This is a genomic window from Pseudomonas sp. NPDC086112 (genome assembly GCF_044746425.1).
In the GTDB taxonomy this organism is placed as follows: domain Bacteria; phylum Pseudomonadota; class Gammaproteobacteria; order Pseudomonadales; family Pseudomonadaceae; genus Aquipseudomonas.
On record NZ_JBIVCD010000057.1, the window covers coordinates 1 to 26,367 of the forward strand.

A 26,367-nucleotide genomic window follows, 5' to 3' on the forward strand; every position below is an offset into this window, starting at 1 on the left:
ACAAACGCCGTGAGAAAGCCAATCACTCGGAAGTGATGCATATCAACGGTGATGTCGAATTTCGTACCTGTATTCTGGTCGATGACATGGTCGATACCGCCGGCACTCTGTGCCACGCGGCCAAGGCCTTGAAAGAGCATGGCGCTGCCAAGGTTTTCGCCTACTGCACGCACCCTGTGCTGTCGGGTCGAGCGATCGAAAACATTGAAAATTCCGTGCTGGACGAGCTGGTGGTAACAAATACCATCCCGCTGTCCGCTGCAGCACAAGCCTGTGCACGTATCCGTCAACTGGATATCGCGCCGGTAGTTGCCGAGGCGGTCCGCCGCATCAGCAATGAAGAATCGATCAGCGCGATGTTCCGTTAAGGGCCCTGCCCTTTTCATTACATCTCGTTGACGAAAAGCGCCCCGCCCCGGCATTCCTGTCGGGGCGGGGCTTTTTTGCCCATATCGCCTTTAGCGCTGGTCGCAAACGCTGGGGCGAATGTGGTTATTTTGGAGATACAACATGAACGATTTTACTCTGAATGCTGAAGTGCGTTCCGACCTGGGGAAAGGTGCGAGCCGCCGCCTGCGTCGTCTCGCAAGCCTGGTTCCAGCTGTAGTTTACGGTGGCGAAAAAGCCCCTGAATCCATCAGCATGCTGGCTAAAGAAGTTGCCAAACTGCTCGAAAACGAAGCGGCTTACAGCCACATCATCGAGCTGAACGTTGGTGGCACCAAGCAAAACGTAATCATCAAAGCCCTGCAGCGTCACCCGGCCAACGGCCACGTGATGCACGCCGACTTCGTACGCGTTGTAGCGGGCCAGAAACTGACCGCTATCGTGCCTGTACACTTCGTTGGCGAAGCTGCTCCGATCAAGAAAGGCGGCGAAATTTCGCACGTTGTTTCTGAAATCGAAGTTTCGTGCCTGCCGAAAGACCTGCCTGAATTCATCGAAGTTGACCTGGCTGATGCCGAAGTCGGCGCGATCATTCACCTGTCTGACCTCAAAGCCCCTAAAGGCGTTGAGTTTGTTGCTCTGGCTCACGGTAACGACCTGGCTGTTGCCAACGTTCACGCTCCACGTGTTGCTCCAGAAGCTACTGAAGGCGCAGCAGAGTAATTTCACTCTGTTCGCCGGAGTGACCGGAACATCGCGGACTAGAGCGTAGCGAGAAAGCGGGCGAGAACGCGGAGTTTACATAATGGTAAATGAGCACTTGTCGTCCACTTTCGCCGCACCCCCTGATCGCGGCGATGTTGTCCATCACTTCAAGGAAGGGCCCCTATCGTGACTGCCATCAAACTGATCGTTGGCCTGGGAAATCCAGGCGCTGAATACGAACAGACCCGGCATAACGCAGGGGCCCTTTTTGTTGAGCGCATCGCGCACGCGCAGGGTGTCAACCTTGTGGCCGATCGCAAATATTTCGGCCTGACCGGGCGCTATTCGCATCAGGGTCAGGATGTTCGTCTGCTGATTCCCACCACCTACATGAACCGCAGCGGCCAGGCCGTCGCGGCACTTGCCGGCTTCTTCCGCATCAAGCCTGAAGAAATCCTGGTGGCGCATGACGAACTCGATCTGCCTCCGGGCGTTGCCAAGCTCAAACAGGGCGGCGGCCATGGCGGTCACAACGGGTTGCGCGACATCATCGCGCAACTGGGCAATCAGAATACCTTTCACCGCTTGCGGCTTGGCATTGGCCACCCGGGCGTTGCCAGTATGGTTTCAAATTTCGTCCTGGGTCGTGCGCCACGCGCCGAACAGGAAAAACTCGATGCCAGCATCGACTTTGCCCTCGGCGTGCTGCCGGATATCCTCGCCGGCGAATGGAACCGCGCGATGAAAAACCTGCACAGCCAGAAGGCCTGACTCACTCCTCGGGGAAAACACCATGGGATTCAATTGCGGCATCGTCGGCCTGCCTAACGTCGGCAAGTCCACCCTATTCAACGCCCTGACCAAATCCGGGATCGCGGCCGAGAACTTCCCCTTCTGCACCATCGAGCCGAACACCGGTATCGTGCCGATGCCGGATCCGCGTCTGGAAGCCCTGGCGGTCATCGTCAATCCCAAGCGCATCCTGCCGACTACCATGGAATTCGTCGACATCGCCGGCCTGGTTGCCGGTGCCTCGAAAGGTGAAGGCCTGGGCAACAAATTCCTCGCCAACATCCGCGAGACCGATGCTATCGCTCACGTGGTCCGCTGCTTCGAAGACGAGAATGTGATTCACGTCTCCAACAGCGTCGACCCGAAACGCGACATCGAGATCATCGACCTGGAACTGATCTTCGCCGACCTCGACAGTTGCGAGAAGCAACTGCAGAAAGTCGCCCGTAACGCCAAAGGTGGTGACAAGGACGCCGTAGTCCAGAAAGGCCTGCTGGAGCAATTGATCGCTCACTTCACCCTCGGCAAGCCAGCGCGCACGCTGATGAAGAACATGGGCGCCGACGACAAAGCGGTGATTCGTGGCTTCCATCTGCTGACCACCAAGCCGGTCATGTATATCGCCAACGTTGCTGAAGACGGTTTCGAGAACAACCCGCTGCTGGACATCGTCAAAGCCATCGCCGAAGAAGAAGGCGCCATGGTGGTTCCGGTCTGCAACAAGATCGAAGCCGAAATCGCCGAACTGGAAGACGGTGAAGAGAAAGACATGTTCCTCGAAGCCCTGGGTCTCGAAGAGCCTGGCCTGAACCGCGTAATCCGCGCTGGCTACGAAATGCTGCACCTGCAGACCTACTTCACCGCCGGTGTCGAAGAAGTCCGCGCCTGGACCGTCCGCGTCGGCGCCACCGCACCACAAGCCGCCGGCGTGATCCACACCGACTTCGAAAAAGGCTTCATCCGCGCCGAAGTCATCGCTTACGACGACTTCATTCAGTACAAGGGCGAAGCCGGCGCCAAAGAAGCTGGTAAATGGCGCCTGGAAGGCAAGGATTACATCGTAAAAGACGGCGACGTGATGCACTTCCGTTTTAACGTGTAACAGGAACCGTGGATTTACACGGACCTCGATAGGCTGAAAATCCCCGTAATCACTCGCTGATACGGGGATTTTGCTTTTTGGGATCGCGGTGCCTAACGCGCAACTCCCTCACAGGTGCTCTGCTAGACTAAAAACGGCTCATCCCTGATCTGGAGAACCGTCATGTTGGAGAAATTTGAACGCTATCCACTCATGTTTGGCCCAACACCGATCGAGAAACTGAATCGTCTATCGGCCTGTCTCGGTGGCAATATCGAACTCTATGCCAAACGTGAGGACTGCAACTCTGGACTTGCGTTTGGCGGCAACAAGATCCGAAAGCTGGAATACATCATTCCCGATGCAATCGCTTCGCAGGCAGACACGTTAGTGTCCATCGGTGGCGTCCAGTCGAACCACACGCGCCAGGTCGCAGCTGTCGCGGCCAAACTCGGTATGAAGTGCCGTCTCGTTCAAGAAAGCTGGGTTCCATTCCCGGATGCGGTCTACGACCGGGTTGGGAATATTCTGATGAGCCGCGTGCTGGGAGCGGAGATTGAATTCGTCGACGAAGGTTTCGATATCGGTATCCGCGAGAGCTGGGAGCGGGCGCTGGAGGACGTCAAGGCCAAAGGAGGCAAACCCTATGCTATTCCCGCCGGTGCATCCATGCACAAATATGGAGGTCTGGGCTATGTCGGCTTTGCCGAAGAAGTACGCGAGCAAGAAGCCAGGATGGGGATCAAATTTGATTACATCATCGTCTGCACGGTGACTGGCTCCACCCATGCGGGCATGCTGGTGGGGTTCGCCAAGGATGGTCGTGCTCGCAATGTGATTGGTATTGACGCCTCTGCCACGCCTGAGCAAACCAGGGCACAAGTATTGGCAATCGCTCAGCATACGGCGCAGCTTATCGGGCTTGGCCAGGAAATCACCGCTGACGATGTTGTCCTTAAAGAAGACTACGCCTATCCGGCCTACGGCATTCCATCAGAAGAAACCAACGCAGCCATCCGTTTGTGCGCTCGCATGGAAGGCATGATGACGGACCCGGTCTACGAGGGAAAATCCATGCAAGGCCTCATTGATCTCGTCCGCCAGGGGTTTTTCCCGACGGGCTCGAAGGTACTTTATGCACATCTCGGCGGGGTACCAGCGATTAACGCGTATAGCTATATCTATCGAAACGGCTGACTTTGCCGGTCCGCCTCAGACTTTTCGGGTTCTTGGCAAGAAGATCGCCAACACCCCCAGCAGCGGCAAGAACGAGCACAGGAAGTACACGTATTCAATGCCGTGAATATCCGCCAGATGCCCAAGCAATGCCGCGCCAATCCCGCCGAAACCGAACATCAGTCCGAAGAACACGCCGGCAATCATTCCGACGTTCCCTGGCACCAGCTCCTGGGCATACACCACAATGGCCGAGAACGCCGAGGCGAGGATGAAACCGATCACCACGCTGAGGATGCTGGTCCAGAACAGGTCCACATGGGGCAGCAGCAGCGTGAACGGTGCGACGCCAAGGATCGAGAACCAGATTACCGCCTTGCGCCCGATCTTGTCGCCGATCGGCCCGCCGAAGAAGGTCCCAGCCGCTACTGCACCGAGAAACAGGAACAGATGCAGCTGCGAGCTGGCCACCGACAGGTCGAATTTTTCAATCAGGTAGAACGTGAAGTAACTGGTCAGGCTGGCCATGTAGAAGTACTTGGAAAACACCAGAAGCCCGAGCACTACCAGTGCGCTGATCACCCGTCGTTTCGACAGGCCATGAGTCGCTGCCTGACCTTGTTTGAGCTTGAACAGATTCAGATGATTGGCGTACCAGCGACTGATCCGATACAGCACGAACAGCGCAAACAGCGCGAACAATCCGAACCAGGCCACATGACCCTGACCGTAGGGAATGATGATCGCCGCCGCCAGCAACGGCCCGAAGGCCGAGCCCGCATTACCACCGACCTGAAACGTCGACTGCGCCAAGCCGAAACGCCCACCCGAAGCCAATCGCGCCACCCGAGAAGCTTCCGGGTGAAAGGTCGATGAACCGACACCGATCAACCCCGCCGCCAGCAGAATCATCGGAAAACTTCCGACCACCGACATCATCAGAATGCCGATCAATGTGCACACGGTACCGGCCGGCAACAGCCAGGGTTTGGGATGACGATCCGTGTGGTAACCGACCCATGGTTGCAACAGCGAGGCCGTCAGTTGAAAAGTCAGGGTGATCAGGCCGATCTGGGTGAAGGTCAGGCCATAGCTGGCCTTGAGCATCGGATAGATCGACGGCAATACCGCCTGAATCAGGTCGTTGATCAAATGCGCCAGCGCCACCGCGCCGATGATGCGCATGACCAGCGGACTGCTTTGTGAAGTGGCGGGCGCCGACGTCGCGGCGGACTGAACGTTGCTGATGGCCATGAGAGTTTCCGTACTGCGGATGGGTGCGCACAGGCAGGTCGGTCAATGTGCCATTTTTTAGTGCGGTTGCGCCATCCCCTTAGCCTGCTAACGACCTTAATAAAAGGTGATAGCGCAACGCCATGGTCTGAATCTTGCCTTGCTTATCCGCTTCAACGCGGCCCCTTACAAAGGGGACCGAGAATGGGAAGTTTCGCTACAGAGTCGGCCTACAGAGCGGACCAAGGGTGAACTTTCGAGGCCTTTTAGAAGGGCACAAGTCGCGGTCGCAATGACCTCGACGCACGCCAATGGTGCGTGGTGTCCAGAGGAGTCATGGGGCATGCAGGCTTTTTTATCACCGGGGATCGGGCTGCTGGGGCGATTCGGTTTCGCGCGTAAATTTCAGCTGCTGTTTCTGCTGTTTATCCTGCCACTTGCAGGCAGCCTGTGGATGATCGGTCAGGACTATCGTGACAAGTTGAGCCTGATCTCTGGCGAACGCGCCGGGGTTCGGCAATTGCTCGCCCTCGATGCGCTCGACAACCTGCTCGCCGCCCAGCGTGACCGCGCCGCTCGTTGGCGCGCCACCGAAACCAATCGCCAACCGACACCCGCAACCATTGCGGCGATGGCAGCGTTCGACGCGGTTCAGCCGGCCGTCGCCCAAGCCATTACGGACCTAGGCAATACCCTGAAAACCGAGGGCGCCGAGGGTCAAACCCTCACCCGCTACCAGGCTCTGCAAACCGCCCTCACCGGCCTGGACTCGAAAAGCCTGAGCAACGTCGGTTGGTGGCCAGACGGTTACGATCGCTTCACCCATGCCTTGAGTGCTCTGCAAGCCTTGCGCGAACAAATCGCCATGGACACTCGCCTGACCCTCGCACCGTGGCTGGAAACCTGGCTGCTGACGCAGATTTCCACTCAACACGCACCGGACCTGATCGAACGGGTCGGACGTCTCGCCGCGGTCGGTCAGGCATCCGTGGTATCCGGGCAGTTCACCCTGCAAAGCCGCCTGCAACTGCGGGACTTGCGCAGCCGCATCGGCGATGCGCGGGAGCAGCTTGTTAAAACAGCTGGCCTGCTGGAAACACGCCTGCCCAGCGCACTGCAAACCTGGGCCGGGCAATACCACGACAGCCTCAAACACCTGGACGCCGGTTTGAAAGTGCTGGACGAGGGCGTCTTCGGCGGCAGCATCAACCTCAAACCGGAAGACTTTGAACGCAGCCTCGACGCCCTCCTCGGCGACCTCGCCTCGTTGCGTCAGCAATCGTTGGTTTCTCTGGATCAACGGCTGGATTATTACCACGGCTCGGCCATTCGCCAGTTCATTCTGGTGGCGATAATTTTTGGCTGCCTGCTGCTGGCCGCGCTGTACCTGTTTATCTGTTTACAGGCCTCGATCCGTCGCAGCGCCAGTGGCATCACACTCCTGGCCGAAGCGCTGCGTGACGGCAACCTGAGCTTGCAAGTACCGGTGCAGGGCCGCGACGAACTGGCGGCGATCAGCACCGCCTTGAATGTCGCCGTGGTGCAACTGCGCAACAGTCTGTTGGGGGTCGATCACGAAACCCTGCAACTGAGCAACGCGGTGCGCACCCTGAACCATCACTCGAGTGGCGCCCTTGGGGAAGTCGAAGCTCAGCAACTGCAGATCAGCCAGATCGCCGCTGCAGCCACGCAATTGGCCGCGACCTCTCAAGGGGTCGCCCAGAGTTGCGAACAGGCCTCAGGCAGCGCTCAGCACACCCAGCGCATCGCCGCCGACAGCAGCCGTGACAGCCAACGCACGACAGCGAGTATTCAGCAGCTCAATCAGCGTTTGAACGACACCGCAGCGGCATTGGGTCGGGTCAGCGAACAAGGACAGCAAATTCAATTGGTGGTCGATACCATTCGCGGCGTCGCCGAGCAGACCAACCTGCTGGCCCTCAACGCCGCCATCGAGGCCGCACGGGCCGGTGAGCAAGGTCGTGGTTTTGCCGTAGTGGCCGATGAAGTGCGCAGCCTGTCGCAACGCACCCAATCCTCCACCGCACAAATCGCCGGTACCGTCGACAGCTTGCGCAGCACAGTCAATGAAGCGGTAAGCCTGATGGAAGCCGCCTGCGGCCAGGCACAATCGGATGCGCAAGCCGTCACCGGTCTCGGCGAGCGCCTGGGGGAAATCGCCAGCGCGGTGCAGAGCGTCACCGACACCCTGGCGCAGATCGCCACCGCTGTCGAAGAGCAAGCGAGCACCGCCGATGAAGTCAGCGGCAACATCCAGCAAGTCGATCAGGCGGCGGTACGCTTACTTGACGGCGCACGGGCGGTGAACCTTGCGGCAGACACCTTGAGCCAGGGCAGTAAGGCCTTGAGTGCCAATACCGGCAGATTTCAGCTCAGTTGACGCCCTCCGCCAGCCCGATTTTTCGGGCCTGCGGGATAAGCGGTTGAAAGTGTAGAGAAATATTTTAAATTTACGCTTGACGCATCTTCGTTCCAGGTGAATAATGCGCGCCACTTGGCTACATAGCTCAGTTGGTTAGAGCATAGCATTCATAATGCTGGGGTCCGGGGTTCAAGTCCCTGTGTAGCCACCAAGTACTAAAAACGGCTTACCGAAAGGTAGGCCGTTTTTTTATGCCTCGAGAAAAGTGGCATTGTTTCAGGACAGCGGACCTGATTTGCGTCGCGTCCCCCAGGCCGATAAAGTCCCCGGACATTTTATCCCATGGACGGAGTGCCCCGCGTGTTCTCAGCCTTCCACTTGAGTCGCTATCGCCTGTCAGCTTTTTCGCTGATCGCCACCGCTTTAACCCTCGCCGCGTGTAATACCCTGCCCTCTTCGCCGTCAGTCTCGACCCTGCCGGTCGCACCAGAAATCGCCTCCGGTTATCGCACCGACCTGCAGACCCGGCACGCCTCGAAACACATGGCCGCAGCCGCCAACCCGCTGGCAGCCGAAGCCGGGCGGGAGATGCTGCGTCAGGGCGGTTCGGCGATTGATGCGGCCATTGCCATGCAAGCGGTGTTGACGCTGGTCGAACCGCAATCGTCGGGCATCGGCGGTGGCGCGTTGATTGTGCTGTGGGATGGCAAGGCTGTACGTACCTATGACGGGCGCGAAACCGCTCCGGCCGGCGCTACCGAGAAACTGTTCCTGCAAGCCGACGGCAAACCGATGCCGTTCACCCAGGCACAGATCGGCGGGCGCTCGGTGGGGACGCCGGGTGTATTGCGGGCGCTGGAGCTGGCCCATCAAAAGCACGGTCGTCTGCCGTGGGCGAAGTTGTTCGGGCCCGCCATCGAACTGGCGGAACAAGGCTTCGCCATTTCGCCACGCCTGCATCAACTGATCGCGGCAGACGCGTTCATACAGCGTTCACCAGACATGGCCGCCTACTTTCTGAATGCCGATGGCAGCCCGAAAGCCATCGGTACACAGCTGAAAAACCCGGCACTGGCCGCAGTGTTCAAGCGCATCGCCAAGGAAGGTCCCGATGCCCTGTATAAAGGGTCAATCGCAAAAGAGATCATCGCCAAGGTTCAGGGCCACGCCAACCCCGGCAGCCTGTCGCTAAACGATCTTCAAGACTACAAGGCCAAGGAACGCGCGCCGTTATGCACCGACTACAAACGCTGGCAGGTTTGCGGCATGCCGCCACCGTCGTCGGGCGGGATCGCCGTGGCGCAAATTCTTGGCACCTTGCAGGCATTGGAATCCCGCGGCCCGCGTTTTGCCCTGGCACCACTCAAACCGCTCAAGACCAGCAAACCGGCAGGCATCGAACCCGCCCCAGAAGCGGTGCACCTGATCGCCGAAGCCGAGCGCCTGGCTTACGCCGACCGAGCGCAGTACGTCGCCGACACCGACTTCGTACCTGTGCCGGTAAAAGGTCTGATCGACCCGACTTATCTGACCAGCCGCGCCTCCTTGATTGGCGATCGCAGCATGGGGCAGGCCAAACCCGGTACCCCGCCGGGCATTCGGGTTGCCTATGCGCCGGACCGCTCGCCACTGCGCATCTCCACCTCGCAAGTGGTAGCAGTCGATGACGAAGGCGGCGCCGTATCGATGACCACCACCGTGGAGGCAGCATTTGGCTCGCACCTGATGGTCCAGGGTTTCCTGCTCAACAACCAGATGACCGACTTCTCGTTCATTCCCGAAGAGAATGGGCAAAAAGTCGCCAACCGTGTTGAACCGGGTAAACGTCCGCGCTCGTCCATGGCGCCCACGCTGATCTTCGACCGTCAGAACGGCGAGTTCCTGGCTACCGTCGGCTCCCCCGGCGGCTCGCAGATCATCGAATACGTGGTCAAATCCACCATCGGCCTGCTCGACTGGAACCTCGACCCGCAAGCGGCCATCAGCCTGCCCAATTTCGGCAGCCGTAACGGCCCGACCGAACTGGAACAGGGTCAGTTCAGCACAGAGCTGATTCAGGCACTGAAGGACAAAGGGCACAACGTGAACGAGATCGACATGACCAGCGGGACTCAGGCGATTGTTCAGGTCAAGGATGCACAGGGCAAAGCCGCGTTGGCCGGCGGGGCCGATCCGCGACGTGAGGGAGAAGCGTTGGGGGATTGAGTCGTACGCAGGAATAAGAAAAGGCTTACCGGGAGGTAGGCCTTTTTTTGTTAGCGAAGAATCCTGGTCTGATCAAGCCGCAAAAGCAGGCCTGGCCTTTTTAGGGCTATTCACGCCGCACAGCGAGCATCAAGTCGATAACTGATTGGCAAACTGCCCAACCGCGTTAACCACTTTCTGCGCCCCGTCCTGGATTTCGACGATCACTGTGCCCGCCTCCGCCGCCAGCGCCAGCCCCTGTTCGGCCTGGAGTCTGCCATCGGTCATCAGGGCCACGGCGTTGCGCGCCATGTCCTGGTTCTGGCGCACAACGCCGACAATTTCGTCGGTCGCCTGGCTGGTTCGCGAGGCCAGTTGCCGGACTTCATCAGCCACCACGGCAAAACCTCGACCCTGCTCACCGGCGCGAGCGGCTTCGATGGCCGCGTTGAGCGCCAGCAGGTTGGTTTGTTCGGCGATGCCACTGATGGTTTTGACGATGGTGCCAATCACCAGTGATTGCTCGTTCAGCGCCTCGATGCCTTCGCCAGCAGTTTGCATATGTTTGGCCAAGTCACGCATGACGTCCACCGCTTGAGTCACTACAGTGGTACCGCGCTGGGCGCTGCTGTCGGTTTGCAACGAAGTGCTGTAGGCGATGTTGGCCGCTTCGGCGACGGCCTGCTCCTGATTGACCTGATCGGTTATCACCGTAGCGAACTTGACCACTTTGTAGAGCTTGTTGTTGGCGTCGACGACTGGGTTGTAGGAAGCCTCCAGCCAGACCACGTTACCGTGGCTATCGATACGCTTGAAACGATCGGCCACAAATTCGCCGGCGTTCAAGCGGCGCCAGAAGTTCTGATACTCGGGGCTGTTGTATTCCTCTGATTCACAGAAGGTGCGGTGATGTTTGCCCTGAACCTGCGCCAGACTGTAACCCATGCCGTTGAGAAACCGCTCGTTGGCCGTCAGCACGTTGCCATTGAGGTCGAACTCGATGACCGCCGTCGAGCGCACTAGCGCGCCGATCAGGTTCTCATGTTCACGAGACGCCTCGATGGTGCGGGTCAGGTCGCTGGAGTAAATCGAGAAGTGTTTGATCCGGCCATCCCCGGAGCGCACCGGCTGCATGATCGACCGCAACCAGGCTTCGGCACCATTGCCCCGCAATAAACGAACCGTGCCGGCAAAATGCTCGCCACGGGTCAGTGCAGTCTTGAAGCGGCGGTGGAATTCGTCCGACTTCACATGAGCCGGGACGATGTCTTCGATGTGCCGGCCGTCCAGCTCGTTGCCCTTGTAGAGCATTTCACCCATGAAGTTCTGGTTGGCCGATTGAATCCTGCCATCGGAATCAAGGGTCAGGACCAGCATCTCGCTGTCCAGGCTCTCCTTGACTTGCTGAAGGCTGGAGAGTTCTTCGCGAAGAGCCGACAGCTCCTGCTTCAAGCGTTTGTTGAACATGGGAAGCACCGATGGACAAGGATAAAAAGCTGCATACAGCCTAGCCATCGGCTTTGGGGATATTTTCTGAAGAGTGTTTCAGGGTTGTCCTACAAAAATAGTGGCAACACGAACACCTTTATACCGCACCGGCTACCGAACAGCGCCCAATTCGCGGTACTCGCGCGCCAAAGTACGCCGCACTGCTGATGCCCACCGCCCCCATCACTGCGCAGAAAATCACACAAATCCACGGACTCCACGGCATCAGACCGATCAACAACAGCGGTGTGACGCTGGCCCAGGCGGCGTAGGCAATGTTGTAGGTAAAGGAAATCCCCGAGACGCGAATCCGCGCCGGAAACAGGCTGACCATCACCGACGGCACTGCGCCGACTACCCCGCAAGAGAGGCCTGCCACTGCATAGGCCAGACCGAGCCACTGGCCTTCAATGATCAGGCAGGTGTAGAGCACGCCAATACCCAGAGGCAGCAGCAGGCTATACAGCATCACCGTGCGCCAAGCGCCGATGCGATCGACAAGCAGCCCCGCGAGCACACAGCCGATGTTCAGAAACACGATGCCCAAGGCACTCAGGGCGAAGGTATGACTGGCGGTCATGCCGAAGGTTTTTTGCATCATGGTCGGGGTAATGACCACGAATACCACCACGGCCGAGGTCAGCACGCAGGTGAGGATCATCGCCGGCAGCATCGCCAGGCGATGCTCCCGCAGGACCGTGCGCAGCGGCAGTTCCACAGTAGCCTCGCGTTGGGCCTGCATCGCCATGAATACCGGGGTTTCACTGAGCCAGCGACGTAGCCAGACACCGATGACGCCAAACACACCGCCCAACAGAAACGGGTAGCGCCAGGCGTAATCAAGAATTTCCGCCGGGGTGAACGTCTGTGCCAGAAATGTCGCCGTCAGGGCTCCGATCAAGTAGCCGAAGGTCAGCCCCGCCTGTAGGAAACCGAGGGCATAGCCGCGATGCCCGACCGGTGCATGCTCGGCCACGAACACCCAGGCACTCGGCACTTCACCGCCTACCGCCGCGCCTTGCAGGACTCTCAGGCCCAATAGCAACAACGGTGCGAAATAACCGATCTGGGCGTAGGTCGGCATGATCCCGATCAGCAGACACGGCAACGCCATCGTCAGGATGCTCAGGCTGAAAACCTTCTTGCGCCCCAGTCGATCGGCGAAATGTGCCATCAGGATCCCGCCCAACGGCCGCGCCAGGTAGCCGGTAACGAAAATCCCGAAGCTTTGCAGCAGACGCAGCCACTCAGGCATTTCGGGTGGGAAGAACAGTTGGCTGAGGGTCAGCGCGAAAAATACGAAAATGATGAAATCGTAGATTTCCAACGCGCCGCCAAGGGCTGCTAGCCCCAGTGTTTTGTAGTCCGAGCGGGTGAAGGGCGCCGGGCGCGCATCTGTGTTGGCAGTCATGGAAAAGAACTCTGGCAGGCAAAAAACCAAGGCGCCCATGGTCTACGCAAATGCGCTTGTGGACAACCCGCTAGCCCTGGAATCCCAATGCCATACCGCGCTGCTAGCGCGTACCTTCCAGTATGAAGGGCACTCCTGGACTGGAAATGTTTTCAGATGGGCACTAGACCGCTCGACACAAGTAGTTTCAAGATGTACCCGCCCTGCCTCCGAGGGCTCACGCTGAAAAGGATCTGAGCATGTTCAAACTCGCAGGACTCACCCTGGCCGCACTCACTCTGAGTGCCGCCGCTCACGCCGATGTCGATCTGAATCTGGGCAGTACCGAACGTGTTACCCGACTGTTCGCCTATCCCAACAACTGCAACGTCATCTGCTATCGCAACTGGACACTGGAACAGACCGTCGAGCACTACCTGACTCAAAGCGTACAACGCGATGGCTACAACACCGCAAAAGTAGTGGTCAAAACCGACAACAAGCAGCTCTACGCCACTATCAGCGGTGTGCCCAAAGGCTATGACAAGCCACTGACCGCATTGCTCCAGGCTGGGGATTTGGCTTACAACGGCGCCAGCAAACTGAGTGCCGATGGCAAATGGACCTACAACTGGTACTTGTTCCTTCCGCTGGGCATGGCGCTGGAAAATCGCAAAAGCGTCGAATTGCTGCACTTCCCGCCGGATTACTCGCTGACCCAGGCCCAGGACTACCTGGAGTCCAAGACGACCGACCGTTGGGCCACGCTGCTGACTGCCAATGGCATCCCCGCCGACCAGACACCGGGCTATCAGACCATCATCGACATCGCGCCGATTGCCGCGCCATCCAGCGCCGGTAAGGACCTTGAAGGCGTCTACGACTACTTCAAGGATTACCAGACCACCATGGTCAAGGAAGTCAGCCAGAACGCCAGCGGCGCAGCGTTGCCAATGGTTGCTTTCGGCGCACCGGTGCGTAACTGGATCAAGCAACAATACGGGCCGACCGTAGACGTCCTGGGCCTGGCAACCATCAGCCCGAGCGAGGGTGTGAAAGTACCAGTACTGGGTTCCAACCACCCGAGCTACATCTGGTACGCCGCCGATCCCGAAGCCTACAGCGGCAGCGATGCCCAGGCCAAGGCGGACGCTGCAGGGCTGAAAGTCATGGGCCAGGATTTGAGCGCCGCGTGCTGGCAGGCCGGGATGGGCAGCAAACCGGGCACTGACCCTACCGTTCAGCTGAAAAGCTGTACTCAAACCTGGCAAGTGACCCAGAAAGAAAAAACCTGCGAACTGTTCTACACCTCGATCCGCAACCTGACGCCTGAACAGGCCGTGGCCAAATGCGCAACAACGACGGTCAAATCCCAGCTGAAACAGCTGAAGAGCCCGTCTCTTGCGACCTCTGCTCCTGCCCCGCACTTGTAAACGATGAAAGTCTTTCCCGCGTGAGCCATGGCTGACGCGGGAAAGAGCCTTTTTCGCCTGTCATATTTGACAGTAGACTGATGGTTTCATTTGCGAGAGCCTTGGGGCATACCCATGTGCTGCAGGGCTGACAGGATGTCAGTAGACGGCGGTCGTAGCACTCGACTGACAAGGATTGTTATGAGAGCTCATGCAGAACAGGCAATACCCCCACCGCCATCAAATGGCATCTATCCGTTTGTAGAGTTGCCCCTTCGCCTTGGATTCCCCTCCAAAGACGACTTTGAAATCATCTGCAACACTCAGGGATCGGCAATAGCTGTCATGGCACTGCGCGAGTTCCCCCGCATCAGCCGAATCTGCAGGGTTTCTGGACATCTGTTGCCCTATCGCTGCCGACACACCCGGCAGCTGGCGCCAGGCATCCACGTCTACGATCCGCGCTTCTGCGGTCTACTGAACCACTCCTGCGACCCCAACGTCTTTCTCGACATGAGCGAACTGTGGATATGGGCGCTCAAGGACATCAAAAAGGGTGACCGGCTGACGATGGATTTCGCCGCGACAGAAGACAAGCTGCTGCGGCAGTTCGCCTGCCGCTGCGGTTGTCCGTCCTGCCGTGGCTGGATCATCGGCTATGACGAGTCGCCGAACGCCAATGGAGAACAGTTTTTTCAACACTGGCGTCGACGAAGTCTCATCTAAAAGGCTTTACAACGCCTCGACCGGACGCAAACGGTACTGCGGTGGTAACTGTTCGAAACCGCTGATGGTGGCGTTCAGGCTTTTCCAGCGTCCATCCTTGATGCCATAGATGCAACCATGGATCGACAAGCTCTGCCCGCGGTGCCAGGCGTTTTGCACAATGCTGGTATGACCGACGTTGGCCACCTGCTGAATCACATTGAGTTCGCAGAGGCGGTCGACCCGCTCCTCTTCGGTGGACAACTTGGCCAGTTCGTCGCGCTTTTCATAATAGAGATCGCGAATCGAACGCAGCCAGCCGTCGATCAGGCCCAACTGACGGTCCTGCATCGAGGCGCGTACACCGCCGCAACCGTAGTGGCCGGTGACCAGGATGTGTTTGACCTTGAGTACATCGACCGCGTATTGAATCACCGACAGGCAATTGAGGTCGGTGTGCAGTACAACGTTGGCCACGTTGCGGTGCACAAACAGATCGCCCGGCAGCATGCCGACGATTTCATTGGCCGGCACGCGGGCATCGGAGCAACCGATCCACAGGTATTCCGGGGTTTGTTGACGGGCCAGCTTGGCGAAGAAATCAGGATCTTCCTGGGTGATCGCGTCGGCCCAGCGCTCATTGTTATCAATCAGATCTTGTAATTCGTTCATGCAATGAAGCCTCGATAATGATGCGCTGGTTTGACAGACAACCGTCTGTCCGGGTCACGCGCAAGATGCAGATCCCCCATGATGCCCTGATGCATTTAATGGCTATCCGATGCTCCATGCCGGTGGAATTCTCGCAAGCCCAGTGGGTCAACTGTAGTAAGGCCTACAGTATGAGGGAATGCCATGACTGATTCACGACGTCCGTTCGATAAGGCGCAACCCGAGCCCATCGACGACAACGAAGACCGCATGGGCTCAGTGCATGAGCTGGATTTCGACGAGGAAGAACCGGGCACCAGAATCGGCGACCTGATCCCCGAACGCGAGCGTGCGCAGAAGATGTCCGACGAACGCGTCCGTGAAGCTGGCATGACCGGAGGCTCGACCAATGACCATGAGTCCACCGACGATGACATGAGCCCGGAAACCCTGATCCATGAAGACGGCGCACGGGATGCCCACGAAGAGGGTGAAGGCGGCCAGGCGGATTGGGATTTGAGCATTGTCGATGAAGACGACATCGGCGGGGGCAACGGGTTGGACGAAGCAGAGATGGCGCAGCGCGATCCAATGGATGGCAAGCGTTGATCGTTGTCGTCGGGGAGGACACCTTCGCGGGCAAGCCTCGCTCCTACGGGTTCTGGGCCGTTCATGTGTTCTGCTCGTAGGAGCGAGGCTTGCCCGCGAAGCTTTTAAGGCTCAATCCACTAATGTACAGGCCATGACCACGGCATCTTCGCGCCCGCCAACAGCGGGGTAGTAATCGCGCCGACGCCCGATTTCGTTGAACCCATACCGCTCATACAACCGAAATGCCGCCCGGTTGCTGTCGCGCACTTCCAGAAAACATTCCCGTGCCTCTGCCTTGCAGGCAATCGACATCAAGTGCTCCAGCAGCGTCAAACCCAGGCCTCGGCCCTGATTTTCCGGTTTGACGGTGATGTTCAGCAAATGCGCCTCGTCGAGAATGATCTGCACCACCCCATGACCGACCTGCTGCTGCCCTTCAAACATCAGCCAGATCTGGTACTTGCCCAGGCCATCGAGAAAAATCCCGCGGGTCCAGGGGTGGCTGTAAGCCGCGTATTCAATTTTCAGTACAGTGTCCAAGTCCGCCTCGGTCATCGGGCGGAACGATACAGCGTCACTCATTCGATTCTTTCCAGCGCGCCATCAGCCGACGCATGGCTTGCCAGACATCAGCCTTACGCTGTGGCTGTTCCATTAATAATTCCAGACCCGGCAGGGCCCAGACCGAACCCAGGCCTTCGACCTGAAGTTCACGGTTGAAGGATTCGGCGTTCGCCTCACCGGCAAAACGCACCGCCGGCAAGCCGATCAGCCACAGGCAGACGCATGGAGCATCTTCGAGACGGGCCGACAGAAAGCCTTGTACGAAATCCCGAGCCGCTTCCGGCCCCTGATCCATGGTGCCGCGAGCCAGCAGTGGCCAGCGCACCGGCTCGCCGACAATCTGCGGGCTGTCCGGCAGACCGGCAGCGCGCAGCATGTCCTTGAGCAACAGATAGGCCGGATCGCGGGTCTGGAAGCTTTCGCCTGTGGGTAATTCCACCAGCAACAGGCAACGACCTGCGCGCAGCAATTGAAGGGCGAAACGCGGTGGCGGCACGACCGGCGCCTTGACCGCGACCGGGGCCTCCTCTTCTTCGACCTTGGCGTTCGTGCGGGTGCTGGCCAACGATGGCCGCGGCACCTCGATTTTTACCCGTTCGGCCGGTTTGACCACGGGCTCCATCGGTGCCTCGGCCACGGGAGCCGGCGCAACCGGGGCGACGACCAATGGCTCGGGCATCTCCAGCAGTTCGGGGCGCGAGGGCGCAGCAAAGGGCAATTCGGTGCGCGGCAGCCAGTTGACCACCTGCATGGCGGTCAAATAAGCGCGGCGACGGGACTCGATAAGCAAAGGTCGGCCACTTGTGGATAACTAAAGTGCGTTGATTCTACCGCCCTTCGCTCAAGATCGCCCGCGCTTGATCGATAGAAAGCCAACTGTCCGTCCCGAGAGTGAATCGCAACGGGCGTGATGCAGTACAATCGCGACTTTTAATCGCCAACCAGCCGGCCATTCCGATGATCGAACCCAAGCGCGTCTTGCGCGCCCTCGCTGAACACTGGGCACTTCTGGAGCCACTGTGCGAGCACTTCGACCCAGGCTACTTGAGCCTCCACGAACTGAGCACGCAACTGGCCGCCCAGCAACTCGACAGTACGCCGCAGGACATCACCAGCCTGCTGGACGTGTGGATCCGCCTCGACATTCTGGTTCCCGTGGCGAAAAGCCCGAACCGTTTCGAGCTCAATGCGCAGATCCACGACTTCCTCGCTTACCTGCGCCGTGAGCACCGTCTGGGCCTGTGCCTGGAAATCGAAGCCTATTTGCGTCACCTTGAGCGCTTGGCCGGTTACATCCAGGACGCGTTCGACATCCGCGACGGCAACGATCTGGCGCGTCAATTGCGCCTGCTCGACATGCGCGTGCGCGATGTGCTGAAAAAACTCGACAACGACGAACAGGCGTTGGTGGCCGTCGCCGAACGGGCGAAAACCAGCGATCGGCAGATCCCGCTGCGTCAGCGCTACGCTGAAGTGCTGGCGACCTGGGACGAATACGTCGAGCCGATGATTGAACTGGTGAACGCCGACGGCGCCTTCGAACAAGGCGTGCGTAAGGTCGAAACGGTCCTGCTGAAGATGCTCTCCGAACAGCAGCGCCTCGGCCATCTGGTTGACGATGACATGCTGCTGCGCACCCACGCGCGCATCCTCGAAATGCAGACCAGCGCCCAGCTAACCTTGCGTCACGCCCGCGAACTGCTCCTGCCGCTACGTGAAGAAGCCCGCCGCCACAACGCCGTGACCCGTGGCGCGGCGCTGGCCCTGTCGGCCATTCGTCGTAAAGGCATCGATGCGGTACCGCAAGCCGCGATGCCGATGTTCACCCGGCCGCAAAGCACCTTCCTCGGCAGCGCCAGTCAAGTCGAAGCCTACGTGTACGCCTTGGCCCGTTTCGAACCAAAACCGGCGCGTTTCCCCAAGGCGCACAAGACCCAGAAAGGCGAAGCCCCGCGCGCGCCACGCACGGTTCGGGAAATGCTCGAACGTTGCGAAGACGCCCTGCCAATGCCGGACCTGATGACCTGGCTGCTGGAACAGGAGCCGGACGGCGCTACCGACGAATTGCTTTATTGGTTCTCGCGCCTGTCGCGGGAGAAGCGCTTCAAACGCGAGCGTCTGGAACGCCGCGATTACCACACTCACGAGCATCAGGTCAGCCTGCGCTCCTTCGCCCTGCTCTCGGCCGGCGACACCGCCGCCGAGGATTCTGCGAGCATCCCACATGCATCTTGATCTATCCGAACTGTCCCAGCTGGCGCCGATCTTTCGCGAGCTGTTCAAGGGCTACCACGTCAGCCGCCGCGACCCGGAGCTGTACGCGCAATTGTCGAACTTCCAGGACCAGTACCGCACGCTGTTCAAGGCACTGGGCTTTGAACTGGTCTGCGACACCCGGGGTTTCTACTACTTTGTGCCGGACCTTGCCGCTGCGGCGGTAAACAAGACCGCGCAACGTCTGGCGCTGTTTACCTTCATCCTTGTCGAGCATCTGGCCGATCAGGGCCGTGACCCGGTCGCCGTGCTCGACGGCGGCAGCCTCGGCCGCGATGAGTTGCCATCGTTGCTGGAGAAATACCGCGACCTGTTTATCCAGGCAGAAGTGCAGACCGTCGAAGAACTCGAAGAAAAAATCATGCGCCGCATGACTCAGCTCGGTTTCGCCAGCGAAGAAAACGGCGTTTACCGTTTCCTGCCGCCGATGCATCGCTTCCTTGATGTTTGCCTGTCGGTTCAGCAGGACCGTGATCTGGCGGCCAGCCTGCACAGCGTCCTGCCATTGCCGGTGCCCGTGCTGATCGATGACGACAGCGATGAAAAACTGCTGCAAACAGACGACCCGCTGGATCTGAGTGACTTCGCTGAAGAAAGCGAAGAAGACGCCCTGGCCCGCGCCATTGCCGAAGAACAGGAGACCGACGCATGAGCAAGGAACGCTACGGCATTCGCCGCTTTGCCCTTTTGAACACCGCCGGTTACAGCCTCGGCCTGTTCCCGCTGGAAGAGCCGCTGTCGGTTTACGGGGCGAACAACCTCGGTAAATCCGCATCGATCAACGCCTTGCAGTTCCCGATTCTTGCACGCATGTCGGACATGAGTTTCGGCAAGTACAGCCTGGAACAATCCCGGCGTTTCTACTTCGCCTCGGACACCAGTTACATCCTGGTGGAAGTCTCCCTGCCCCACGGCCCGCACGTGATTGGCGTGGTCGGACGCGGCCCGGGCGGCGGTTTCGGTCACCAGTTCTTTGCCTATGCCGGCAAACTCGATCTGGCCCATTACCAGAAAGACGATACCTGCCTGCGGCAGAAAGAGCTGTTCACCAACCTTGAGCGCGAAGGCCTGAAAGCCTATGAACTCAAGCCGGATGAACTGCGTCGTTTGCTGGTGGGCGGTCACACCTCTATTCCGCTGGACCTGACGCTGATCCCGCTGCGCTCCACCAGCGAGCAGAGCCTGAAGACCTTCCGCGCGCTGTTCATCAACTTGTTGCACATGCGCGAAATCACCGCGGCCAAACTCAAGCAGCTGTTCCTCGATGCCTTCGAACACAGCCTGCGTTCCGGCAGCGTCGATTACATCGCCGCGTGCGAGGAAGCCTTCCGTGATGTTCGCCGCATGGAGCAGGACTACAACTCGCTGGTCGCTGCCGGCCCATTGGTTGAAGCCTTGGCCAACGGCGTGAAACAGCGGGACATCCTGCGCGGCAAACTGCATCGCCTGTCGCCGCTGCTCGACTCCCTGCTCGGCACCTGGTCGGACTACGCCAGTGCGCGCAAGGAAGAACTGACGATTCAGGCCGAGCACTACCGCAACGAGCAGGACGCGCTGCAAAACGATCAACGCGGCGGCACTCAGGAGCTGATGCGTCTGGAGCGGGAAATCACCGGCATCCAGCGCTGGCTCGGCGAGTTGTCGGTGCTCAAGCATCGCTTCGCGCTGGTCGATGACGTCAAAGTCCTCGAGCAGCAACTGCTCGCCGCCAAGGACGCGCACGACGAACTGGCCGGTGCGCTGGCCCAGTCGCGGCAGTTCAGTGCCGAAGACCTCGAAGAGCGTCTGCGGGATCTGGAAAAACGCCTGAAGTCGGTCAAGCAACAACTCGATCACGCCGACAACAACAGCTACGCCCGTTTGCGCGAAGAGTTTTCACAGCAGGACGTCGAGCGCCTGATGCGCCTGTTCAACAGCGCACTGTTCAGCCTCCCGCTGGGTGAACACGGCATTACGCTGGACGAGGACGGTCAGTGGGTCAAATCCATGGAGCTGATCCTCGATGGCTTCAAAGGCGAGCGTTTCGAAGTGCCGGGCCTGTCCATTGACATCTCGCACATCGAGCCGCCGGCGCTGCAAGCCTTGGCCGACCGCGCGGCATTGCGCGATCAGAAAGATCGCCTGGAAAAAGAACTCAAGCAGTTGAAAACTCAGGCTGCCGTGGCAGCCGACCGCGCGGCCAGCAAGACCCAGACTGAAGCGCTGTACCAGCAAGTGCTGGATGCGCAGAAAGCCCTGGAAGATTTCCGCCGCGCGCAAACCCTGAGCGCCGAGGAAGGGGACAAGCTTGAGCAGTTGGCGCAGATGGAAGCTGCTCAGGACGAATTGAAGCGTTCCAGCGATGCCTTCACCGAGCGCGTCCAGCAACTGTCGGCCAAGCTGCAGCTGGTCGGCCGGCAGATCGGCGATATGGAAGCCAAGCAACGCACCCTCGACGACGCCTTGCGCCGTCGTCAGCTGTTGCCGGCGGACCTGCCATTCGGCACGCCGTTCATGGACCCGGTCGACGACTCCATGGACAACCTGCTGCCGTTGCTCAACGACTATCAGGACAGCTGGCAAGGCCTGCTGCGCAGCGACGGGCAGATCGACGCGCTCTATGCTCAGGTTCGCCTCAAGGGCGTGGCCAAGTTCGACAGCGAAGACGATATGGAGCGTCGCCTGCAACTGCTGATCAACGCTTACGCACACCGCACCGACGAAGCCCTGACTCTCGGCAAGGCCCGTCGTGCAGCCGTCACCGACATCGCCCGGACCCTGCGTAACATTCGCAGCGACTATGACAGCCTCGAACATCAACTGGCGCTGTTCAACCGCGAGATCAACAAGCGCCAGGTCTCCAACCTGCAAAGCTTCCGCATCGTGCTCGCGCCGAACAAGGAAGCGCTCAAGCACATTGACCAGATCATCCACAGCGCCGGTCAGTACGAAGAAGGCGAAACCCTTTCCGTCTTCGACCTGAGCCAAAGCGCCGATCAAGACAACAAGAACGAAGAGGCCAAGGAATACCTGGCGCGGCTGGTGGCGGCGAACCACAACCAGCTCGGCCTCAAGGATCTGTTCGAGCTGGCGTTCGAGATCACCAAGGTCAACGGCCAACCGGTGATCCACACCGACATCGACGGCGCGGCGTCCAACGGCACCACCATGACCATCAAGGCGCTGACCAACATGTACTTGTTGCTGCACTTGATGGACCGCGATCAGGCCGGTCGCGTGCGCCTGCCGTACTACCTCGACGAAGCGGCGGACATCGACGAGAAGAACCAGGCAGCACTGCTGGAAACCAGCCTGCAATTGGGTTTCGTGCCGATTCTGGCGAGTGTGAAGCCGCAAGTTTGCGCCAGTGTCGCCATCGACCTGGAAGGCGGCAGCGGCCCGAACGGCATTTACATCGACGAGGCGGACTGGAAGTACATTCGTCGCCACGATGAAGTGAAGGCAACCATCAACGTGCAGGCGGATGAACCGGAGCTGGACGCGGTTTGACGCTTTAATCGAAGCCAATAAAAAGGCCGCGATCCAATGGATCGCGGCCTTTTTTATCTTTTCATTGTAGGAGCGAGGCTTGCCCGCGAAGGCGTCATCACTGACGCAATAACTACTTGCCGATCGAAATCTTCGGCGCCCAGGTCAGCCACTCATCTTCGAACTGGTCGAACAGCGGGAATGTTTGCTCGGGCCGCGCCGGAGCCCCCATGCGGTCGCCATCCGGTGTGGCAAACGCAATGCCGCCCTGAACCAGCGTCTCCAGCGATTCGGTGCGTATTGTCGCGCCTTTGAACAAGCCGTAGTCAAAACCAAAACCACTGGTGTTCCAGAACCGCGTGCCACTGCGCACCAGCGGCGCGTACTTCGGCTCGATCAGGATGTGCACCAACACTCGATCAGCCGTCTGGCCCAGTTCATAGCCGGTCACCTTGCCTACCGTGATTTCGCGATAGGTGACAGGGACGCCTGACTTCAGCGAACCCCGACGAGCAGCGCTCAACACCAGGCTTAAACCAGCCTCTTCCTTGGCGATTTCCGGAGGATTGGTCAAGGCCACGAAAGTCTTCTGTGGGCCGAGGTTCTTCGGTGCCGGTTGTACTTCGATGTATTGCCCTGTGACCAAAGTGTCGAGGTTCGAAGTTTTAATCAGACCGAGCTCAGGTTTGACCACCCAGAACTGACTGCCGACCCGAGCGATACGCTCCGGCACTTCGGTGATCCGCGCGGTCAGCAGTACTGATTGCAGGTCATCACTGAGGTCGACGTCCTCAATCTTGCCAACGTCCAGGCCTTTGAATCGAACCGGCGTGCCACTGCGCAGGCCATCGGCGCGGTCGACCTTGATTGTCACCATAGTGCCTTTCTGCGTTGCCTCATCATGGTTGGCATGCAGGCGGAAACGCGGAATACGCTTTTGCAACGGCGCTTTGGCTTCCGGGGTTTCGAAGGCGATGCCACCGGCCATCAGGCTCTGTAACGACTCACTTTTGACCTGGATGCCGCCGGTTAATCCACCGGTGAGCGTAATGCCGCTGGCATTCCAGAAACGCGTCGAGGCGTTGACCAGCCCTTCGTATTCCTTCTCGATATGCACCCCGATCACCAGCTGCTTTTTGGTGCGGGAGAATTGATAGCTTTGAACCGATCCGACCTTGACCTGTTTGTAGAGAATCGGACTGCCGACTTCCAGAGAACCAAGGTTGTCGGTGAACAACACCAAATGCAGGCCGGGCGAACGCAGGTCCAGCGGCGGGGCCTTGGGCCGTGCTTCGAACTCGCGTTGCGGCGCACCGCCCTTGTCGCCTGGGCGCACGGCAATGTAGTTGCCTTTGACCAGCGCTTCCAGGCCTGTAATACCGGCGAGCGAAATCGATGGTTTTACCACCCAGAACTGAGTGCCGGTGACCAGGTAGTCCTCGGCCAGCGGGTCGAGAGTCAACTCGGCAGTCGCACTGGACAGGTCGGGATCAACCTTGAGCGTTTTCAAATTGCCGACCTGGATACCTTTGTACATCACCGGCGTACGACCGGACTGCAGGCCTTCGAAATCGCTGAGTTTGACCTTGACCCGAATACCGGCTGCAGCCGCATCGAAATCCTCATAGAGACGGAACGGCAGGCTTGGATCGGTAGGCGGGCTGTCCTTGCGATTTTCCGGAGTGGCAAATGCAATACCACCAGCGACGATGCTGGCGAGGGACTCGCTACGTACTTTCACACCAGAAAGGTTGGCGTCGATACTGATGCCGCTGGCATTCCAGAAACGCGTGTGTTTACGCACCAGGCTGGCGTAGGTCGGTTCAATGAAGACTTTGAGTTCGACAGTGCTTTGGTCTGCGGACAGCACATAGCTTTTGATCTGACCGACCTGAATCTGCTTGTAGAACACCGGGCTGCCCCGATTCAGCGAGCCCAGGCGATCAGCCTTGATGGTCAAGTGCAGGCCGGGTTGCGCGTCCGATAGCGGAGGCTCCTGGGCCAGGGCCTTGAACTTGCGGGTCGGCTCGCCTTCGCCTGGGCTAACGGCCACGTAGTTACCCGAAACCAGCGTCTCCAGGCCCGTGATACCGGCCAGGGTCACGCTCGGTTTGACCAGCCAGAACCGCGTGCTGGTCCTCAGGTATTGCTCCACGTCTTTATTCATCTCGATGGTAGCGATCACTCCTTTGGAGCTGCCTTCGTCATCGAGTTTGAGGGCTTTCACCTTGCCGACCGACATGCCTTTGTAGACAACTTCGGTCTTGTTGGCCTGAATGCCTTCGCCACTTTCGAAGCGCACCTGAATCTCGATGCCCGTCTCGCTGTAGGCACGCCAGCCGAGCCAGCCGCCGATGATCAAGGCGATCAGGGGCAACACCCAAATAGCTGACCAGTTCGAGGCCGGTCGGGTTTTCGCTTTAGGCAAATCAGTCATGGTCGTCGTCCGACTCCGTGTTATCCCAAATCAGTCGGGGATCGAAAGTTACTGCGGCAAGCATCGTCAGAATCACCACACTGGCGAAGGCGATGGCGCCAAGATTGGCTTCGATGCTGGCAAGCCGTCCAAAATTCACAACCGCCACCAGAATGGCGATTACAAAAATATCCAGCATCGACCAGCGGCCGATGAACTCGATAAAGCGGTACATCAGAATGCGCTGGCGTGCCGAAAGCGGCTGACGGCGCTGCACCGAAAACAGCAGCAATGCGATGCCCACCAGCTTGAACGTGGGTACCAGGATGCTGGCGATAAAAACCACGGCAGCGATTGGAATCATGCCGTGCTGAACCAGCTGGATCACACCGGACATAATGGTGCTCGGATCGCCCTGCCCCAGGGAATTGACGGTCATGATCGGTAGTACATTGGCCGGGATGTAGAGAATCGCGCCCGTGATTAATAACGCCCAAGTACGCATCAGACTGTTCGGGCGGCGGGCGTGAACCAGCGCACCGCAGCGAGTGCACACCTGCTCGTCGGTATCGGCTTCCTGTTTATTCAACTCGTGGCATTCGGCACAAATCAAAATGCCTGCATCAATCGCCCGCATGGGCATCTTCTCCTGATAGAGCCTGCCAGATCTGGTGCGGTGACATCACTACTTCCAGCCAGACCTGAACCAACAACAAACTGATGAAGCACGCCAGACCAAGACCTACGGTGATCGCCGCCATATCGGCCAATTTGACGATCGCAACCAGTACGCCCATGAGGTAAACCTCGAGCATCCCCCAGTCCCGTAGATGGTGATAAATGCGGTAGAGCAGCAGGCCATAACTGCGTCCGATATCGAAGCGAATACTCAGCAGCACGAACAGCTGGCAAAGCAGCTTGAGCAGCGGAATCCCCATGCTGCAAAGGAATACCACTGCCGCTACGCCTCGCATACCGGTATCGAACAGACCGACAACGCCACTCCAGACAGTATCGTGCGACGACTGTCCGAGTAGATGGAGCTGCATGATGGGTAAAAAGTTCGCCGGGATGAACAACAACAGCGCGGCAATGACCAAGGCGAGACTACGCTGCACGACATTGTGTCGATGGGCATACAGCTCATAACCGCAGCGTACACAGATGGCTTTCTCATCATGAGCAAGCTCAGGCTTGCGCATCAGCAAGTCGCACTCATGACACGCTACCAAGTCGTCCAGCGGTAAATCTGACAGCCCTGGGGCGTCAACCGGATCTGGCATAAAGGCTCTGGCTCCAAAAAAGTTGGACCTATTCTAGTGTCCTGACTCGAAAATAACTGTGCAATTTTGTATTGTCGCCAGAGTGCTCTTTTCCTGCGGACAAAACAAAACCCCTACCTGCATACGCAGATAGGGGTTTCGGAATTTAATCTTGACGATGACCTACTCTCACATGGGGAAACCC

General features: G+C 58.8%; 22 protein-coding genes, 1 tRNA gene and 1 pseudogene. 14 read left to right on the forward strand and 10 right to left on the reverse strand.

All coding sequences use genetic code 11. The features are described from left to right. The 5 genes from prs to ACIPLA_RS26295 form a co-directional block, all read left to right on the forward strand. Positions 1–368, forward strand: a 368-nt coding sequence (gene prs / locus ACIPLA_RS26275) for a ribose-phosphate diphosphokinase (RefSeq protein ID WP_401177193.1), incomplete at its 5' end; no start/stop codon positions are given. Between the two features lie 142 nt (positions 369–510). Beyond that, entirely contained in the window at positions 511–1,110 is a 600-nt protein-coding gene (locus tag ACIPLA_RS26280) for a 50S ribosomal protein L25/general stress protein Ctc (RefSeq protein ID WP_401177224.1), read from the forward strand. 168 nt (positions 1,111–1,278) lie between these two features. Then, positions 1,279–1,863 carry an aminoacyl-tRNA hydrolase gene (gene pth, locus ACIPLA_RS26285; protein ID WP_007905795.1) on the forward strand — a complete coding sequence of 195 codons (585 nt, stop codon included), beginning with the start codon at positions 1,279–1,281 and terminating at the stop codon, positions 1,861–1,863. A 22-nt stretch (positions 1,864–1,885) separates the two neighbouring features. After that, positions 1,886–2,986: a redox-regulated ATPase YchF gene (gene ychF, locus ACIPLA_RS26290; RefSeq protein ID WP_123501323.1), complete on the forward strand. Its 1,101-nt coding sequence runs from the start codon at positions 1,886–1,888 to the stop codon at positions 2,984–2,986. 162 nt (positions 2,987–3,148) lie between these two features. Further along, positions 3,149–4,162: a 1-aminocyclopropane-1-carboxylate deaminase gene (locus ACIPLA_RS26295; protein WP_123501325.1), complete on the forward strand. Its 1,014-nt coding sequence runs from the start codon at positions 3,149–3,151 to the stop codon at positions 4,160–4,162. Positions 4,163–4,177: 15 nt separating this feature from the next. Here the strand turns inward: ACIPLA_RS26295 and ACIPLA_RS26300 are convergent, their stop codons facing one another. Next, positions 4,178–5,395 (reverse strand): MFS transporter, encoded by a 1,218-nt coding sequence (locus tag ACIPLA_RS26300; RefSeq protein WP_401177198.1) that lies wholly within the window; start codon positions 5,393–5,395, stop codon positions 4,178–4,180. A gap of 322 nt (positions 5,396–5,717) precedes the next feature. On the opposite strand from ACIPLA_RS26300, the gene ACIPLA_RS26305 reads away from it, so the two are divergent. The 3 genes from ACIPLA_RS26305 (at position 5,718) to ggt (ending at position 9,962) form a co-directional block, all read left to right on the forward strand. Beyond that, on the forward strand, positions 5,718–7,775 hold the full coding sequence (locus ACIPLA_RS26305; RefSeq protein ID WP_401177202.1) for a methyl-accepting chemotaxis protein: 2,058 nt from the start codon (positions 5,718–5,720) through the stop codon (positions 7,773–7,775). 116 nt (positions 7,776–7,891) lie between these two features. Next, a tRNA-Met gene (locus ACIPLA_RS26310) sits at positions 7,892–7,968 on the forward strand. 149 nt (positions 7,969–8,117) lie between these two features. After that, entirely contained in the window at positions 8,118–9,962 is a 1,845-nt protein-coding gene (gene ggt, locus ACIPLA_RS26315; protein WP_401177205.1) for a gamma-glutamyltransferase, read from the forward strand. A gap of 129 nt (positions 9,963–10,091) precedes the next feature. On the opposite strand, the gene ACIPLA_RS26320 is transcribed toward ggt, so the two are convergent. The 3 genes and pseudogenes from ACIPLA_RS26320 to ACIPLA_RS26330 all read right to left on the reverse strand — a co-directional run bounded on the left by ACIPLA_RS26320 (position 10,092) and on the right by ACIPLA_RS26330 (position 12,840). Then, entirely contained in the window at positions 10,092–10,523 is a 432-nt protein-coding gene (locus ACIPLA_RS26320; protein WP_401177227.1) for a methyl-accepting chemotaxis protein, read from the reverse strand. A 108-nt stretch (positions 10,524–10,631) separates the two neighbouring features. Further along, a pseudogene (locus ACIPLA_RS26325) lies at positions 10,632–11,456 on the reverse strand (PAS domain-containing protein); the annotation flags it as partial. Between the two features lie 70 nt (positions 11,457–11,526). Continuing rightward, on the reverse strand, positions 11,527–12,840 hold the full coding sequence (locus ACIPLA_RS26330; protein ID WP_401177208.1) for an MFS transporter: 1,314 nt from the start codon (positions 12,838–12,840) through the stop codon (positions 11,527–11,529). Positions 12,841–13,079: 239 nt separating this feature from the next. Between ACIPLA_RS26330 and ACIPLA_RS26335 the strand changes: the two genes are divergently transcribed. Further along, positions 13,080–14,252: a hypothetical protein gene (locus ACIPLA_RS26335; protein WP_401177211.1), complete on the forward strand. Its 1,173-nt coding sequence runs from the start codon at positions 13,080–13,082 to the stop codon at positions 14,250–14,252. A gap of 180 nt (positions 14,253–14,432) precedes the next feature. Further along, a complete protein-coding gene (locus ACIPLA_RS26340; RefSeq protein WP_123501337.1) occupies positions 14,433–14,957 on the forward strand; it encodes an SET domain-containing protein-lysine N-methyltransferase in 525 nt (174 codons plus the stop codon). Positions 14,958–14,963: 6 nt separating this feature from the next. Here ACIPLA_RS26340 and can read toward each other — a convergent pair whose 3' ends face one another. After that, a complete protein-coding gene (gene can, locus ACIPLA_RS26345; RefSeq protein ID WP_052965823.1) occupies positions 14,964–15,608 on the reverse strand; it encodes a carbonate dehydratase in 645 nt (214 codons plus the stop codon). A gap of 183 nt (positions 15,609–15,791) precedes the next feature. On the opposite strand from can, the gene ACIPLA_RS26350 reads away from it, so the two are divergent. Further along, positions 15,792–16,196 (forward strand): serine kinase/phosphatase, encoded by a 405-nt coding sequence (locus tag ACIPLA_RS26350; protein WP_218399333.1) that lies wholly within the window; start codon positions 15,792–15,794, stop codon positions 16,194–16,196. Between the two features lie 111 nt (positions 16,197–16,307). Here the strand turns inward: ACIPLA_RS26350 and rimI are convergent, their stop codons facing one another. Both rimI and ACIPLA_RS26360 read right to left on the reverse strand, forming a co-directional pair. Beyond that, positions 16,308–16,760, reverse strand: coding sequence for a ribosomal protein S18-alanine N-acetyltransferase (rimI, locus tag ACIPLA_RS26355; RefSeq protein ID WP_123501339.1), 453 nt, complete (start codon positions 16,758–16,760; stop codon positions 16,308–16,310). Continuing rightward, positions 16,753–17,493: an energy transducer TonB gene (locus ACIPLA_RS26360; RefSeq protein WP_218399371.1), complete on the reverse strand. Its 741-nt coding sequence runs from the start codon at positions 17,491–17,493 to the stop codon at positions 16,753–16,755. The genes rimI and ACIPLA_RS26360 overlap by 8 nt, the downstream gene beginning before the upstream one ends. 206 nt (positions 17,494–17,699) lie before the next feature. On the opposite strand from ACIPLA_RS26360, the gene mksB reads away from it, so the two are divergent. The 3 genes from mksB to mksF are packed head-to-tail and all read left to right on the forward strand — an operon-like array spanning position 17,700 to position 22,505. Beyond that, positions 17,700–18,977 (forward strand): Mks condensin complex protein MksB, encoded by a 1,278-nt coding sequence (gene mksB, locus ACIPLA_RS26365; protein WP_401177216.1) that lies wholly within the window; start codon positions 17,700–17,702, stop codon positions 18,975–18,977. Continuing rightward, positions 18,967–19,668, forward strand: a complete 702-nt coding sequence (gene mksE, locus ACIPLA_RS26370; RefSeq protein ID WP_192345446.1) for an Mks condensin complex protein MksE — start codon at positions 18,967–18,969, stop codon at positions 19,666–19,668. The genes mksB and mksE overlap by 11 nt, the downstream gene beginning before the upstream one ends. Beyond that, positions 19,665–22,505, forward strand: a complete 2,841-nt coding sequence (gene mksF, locus ACIPLA_RS26375) for an Mks condensin complex protein MksF (RefSeq protein WP_401177219.1) — start codon at positions 19,665–19,667, stop codon at positions 22,503–22,505. Before mksE ends, mksF begins: the two co-directional genes overlap by 4 nt. Positions 22,506–22,617: 112 nt before the next feature. Here the strand turns inward: mksF and ACIPLA_RS26380 are convergent, their stop codons facing one another. Genes ACIPLA_RS26380 through ACIPLA_RS26390 form a run of 3 tightly spaced genes read right to left on the reverse strand, consistent with a single transcriptional unit; the run spans position 22,618 to position 26,183 of the window. Further along, positions 22,618–24,921 carry a PqiB family protein gene (locus tag ACIPLA_RS26380; protein ID WP_218399331.1) on the reverse strand — a complete coding sequence of 768 codons (2,304 nt, stop codon included), beginning with the start codon at positions 24,919–24,921 and terminating at the stop codon, positions 22,618–22,620. Then, positions 24,914–25,537 carry a paraquat-inducible protein A gene (locus ACIPLA_RS26385; RefSeq protein WP_007896874.1) on the reverse strand — a complete coding sequence of 208 codons (624 nt, stop codon included), beginning with the start codon at positions 25,535–25,537 and terminating at the stop codon, positions 24,914–24,916. Before ACIPLA_RS26385 ends, ACIPLA_RS26380 begins: the two co-directional genes overlap by 8 nt. Beyond that, positions 25,524–26,183: a paraquat-inducible protein A gene (locus tag ACIPLA_RS26390; RefSeq protein ID WP_218399330.1), complete on the reverse strand. Its 660-nt coding sequence runs from the start codon at positions 26,181–26,183 to the stop codon at positions 25,524–25,526. Before ACIPLA_RS26390 ends, ACIPLA_RS26385 begins: the two co-directional genes overlap by 14 nt. Positions 26,184–26,367: the final 184 nt, after the last annotated feature.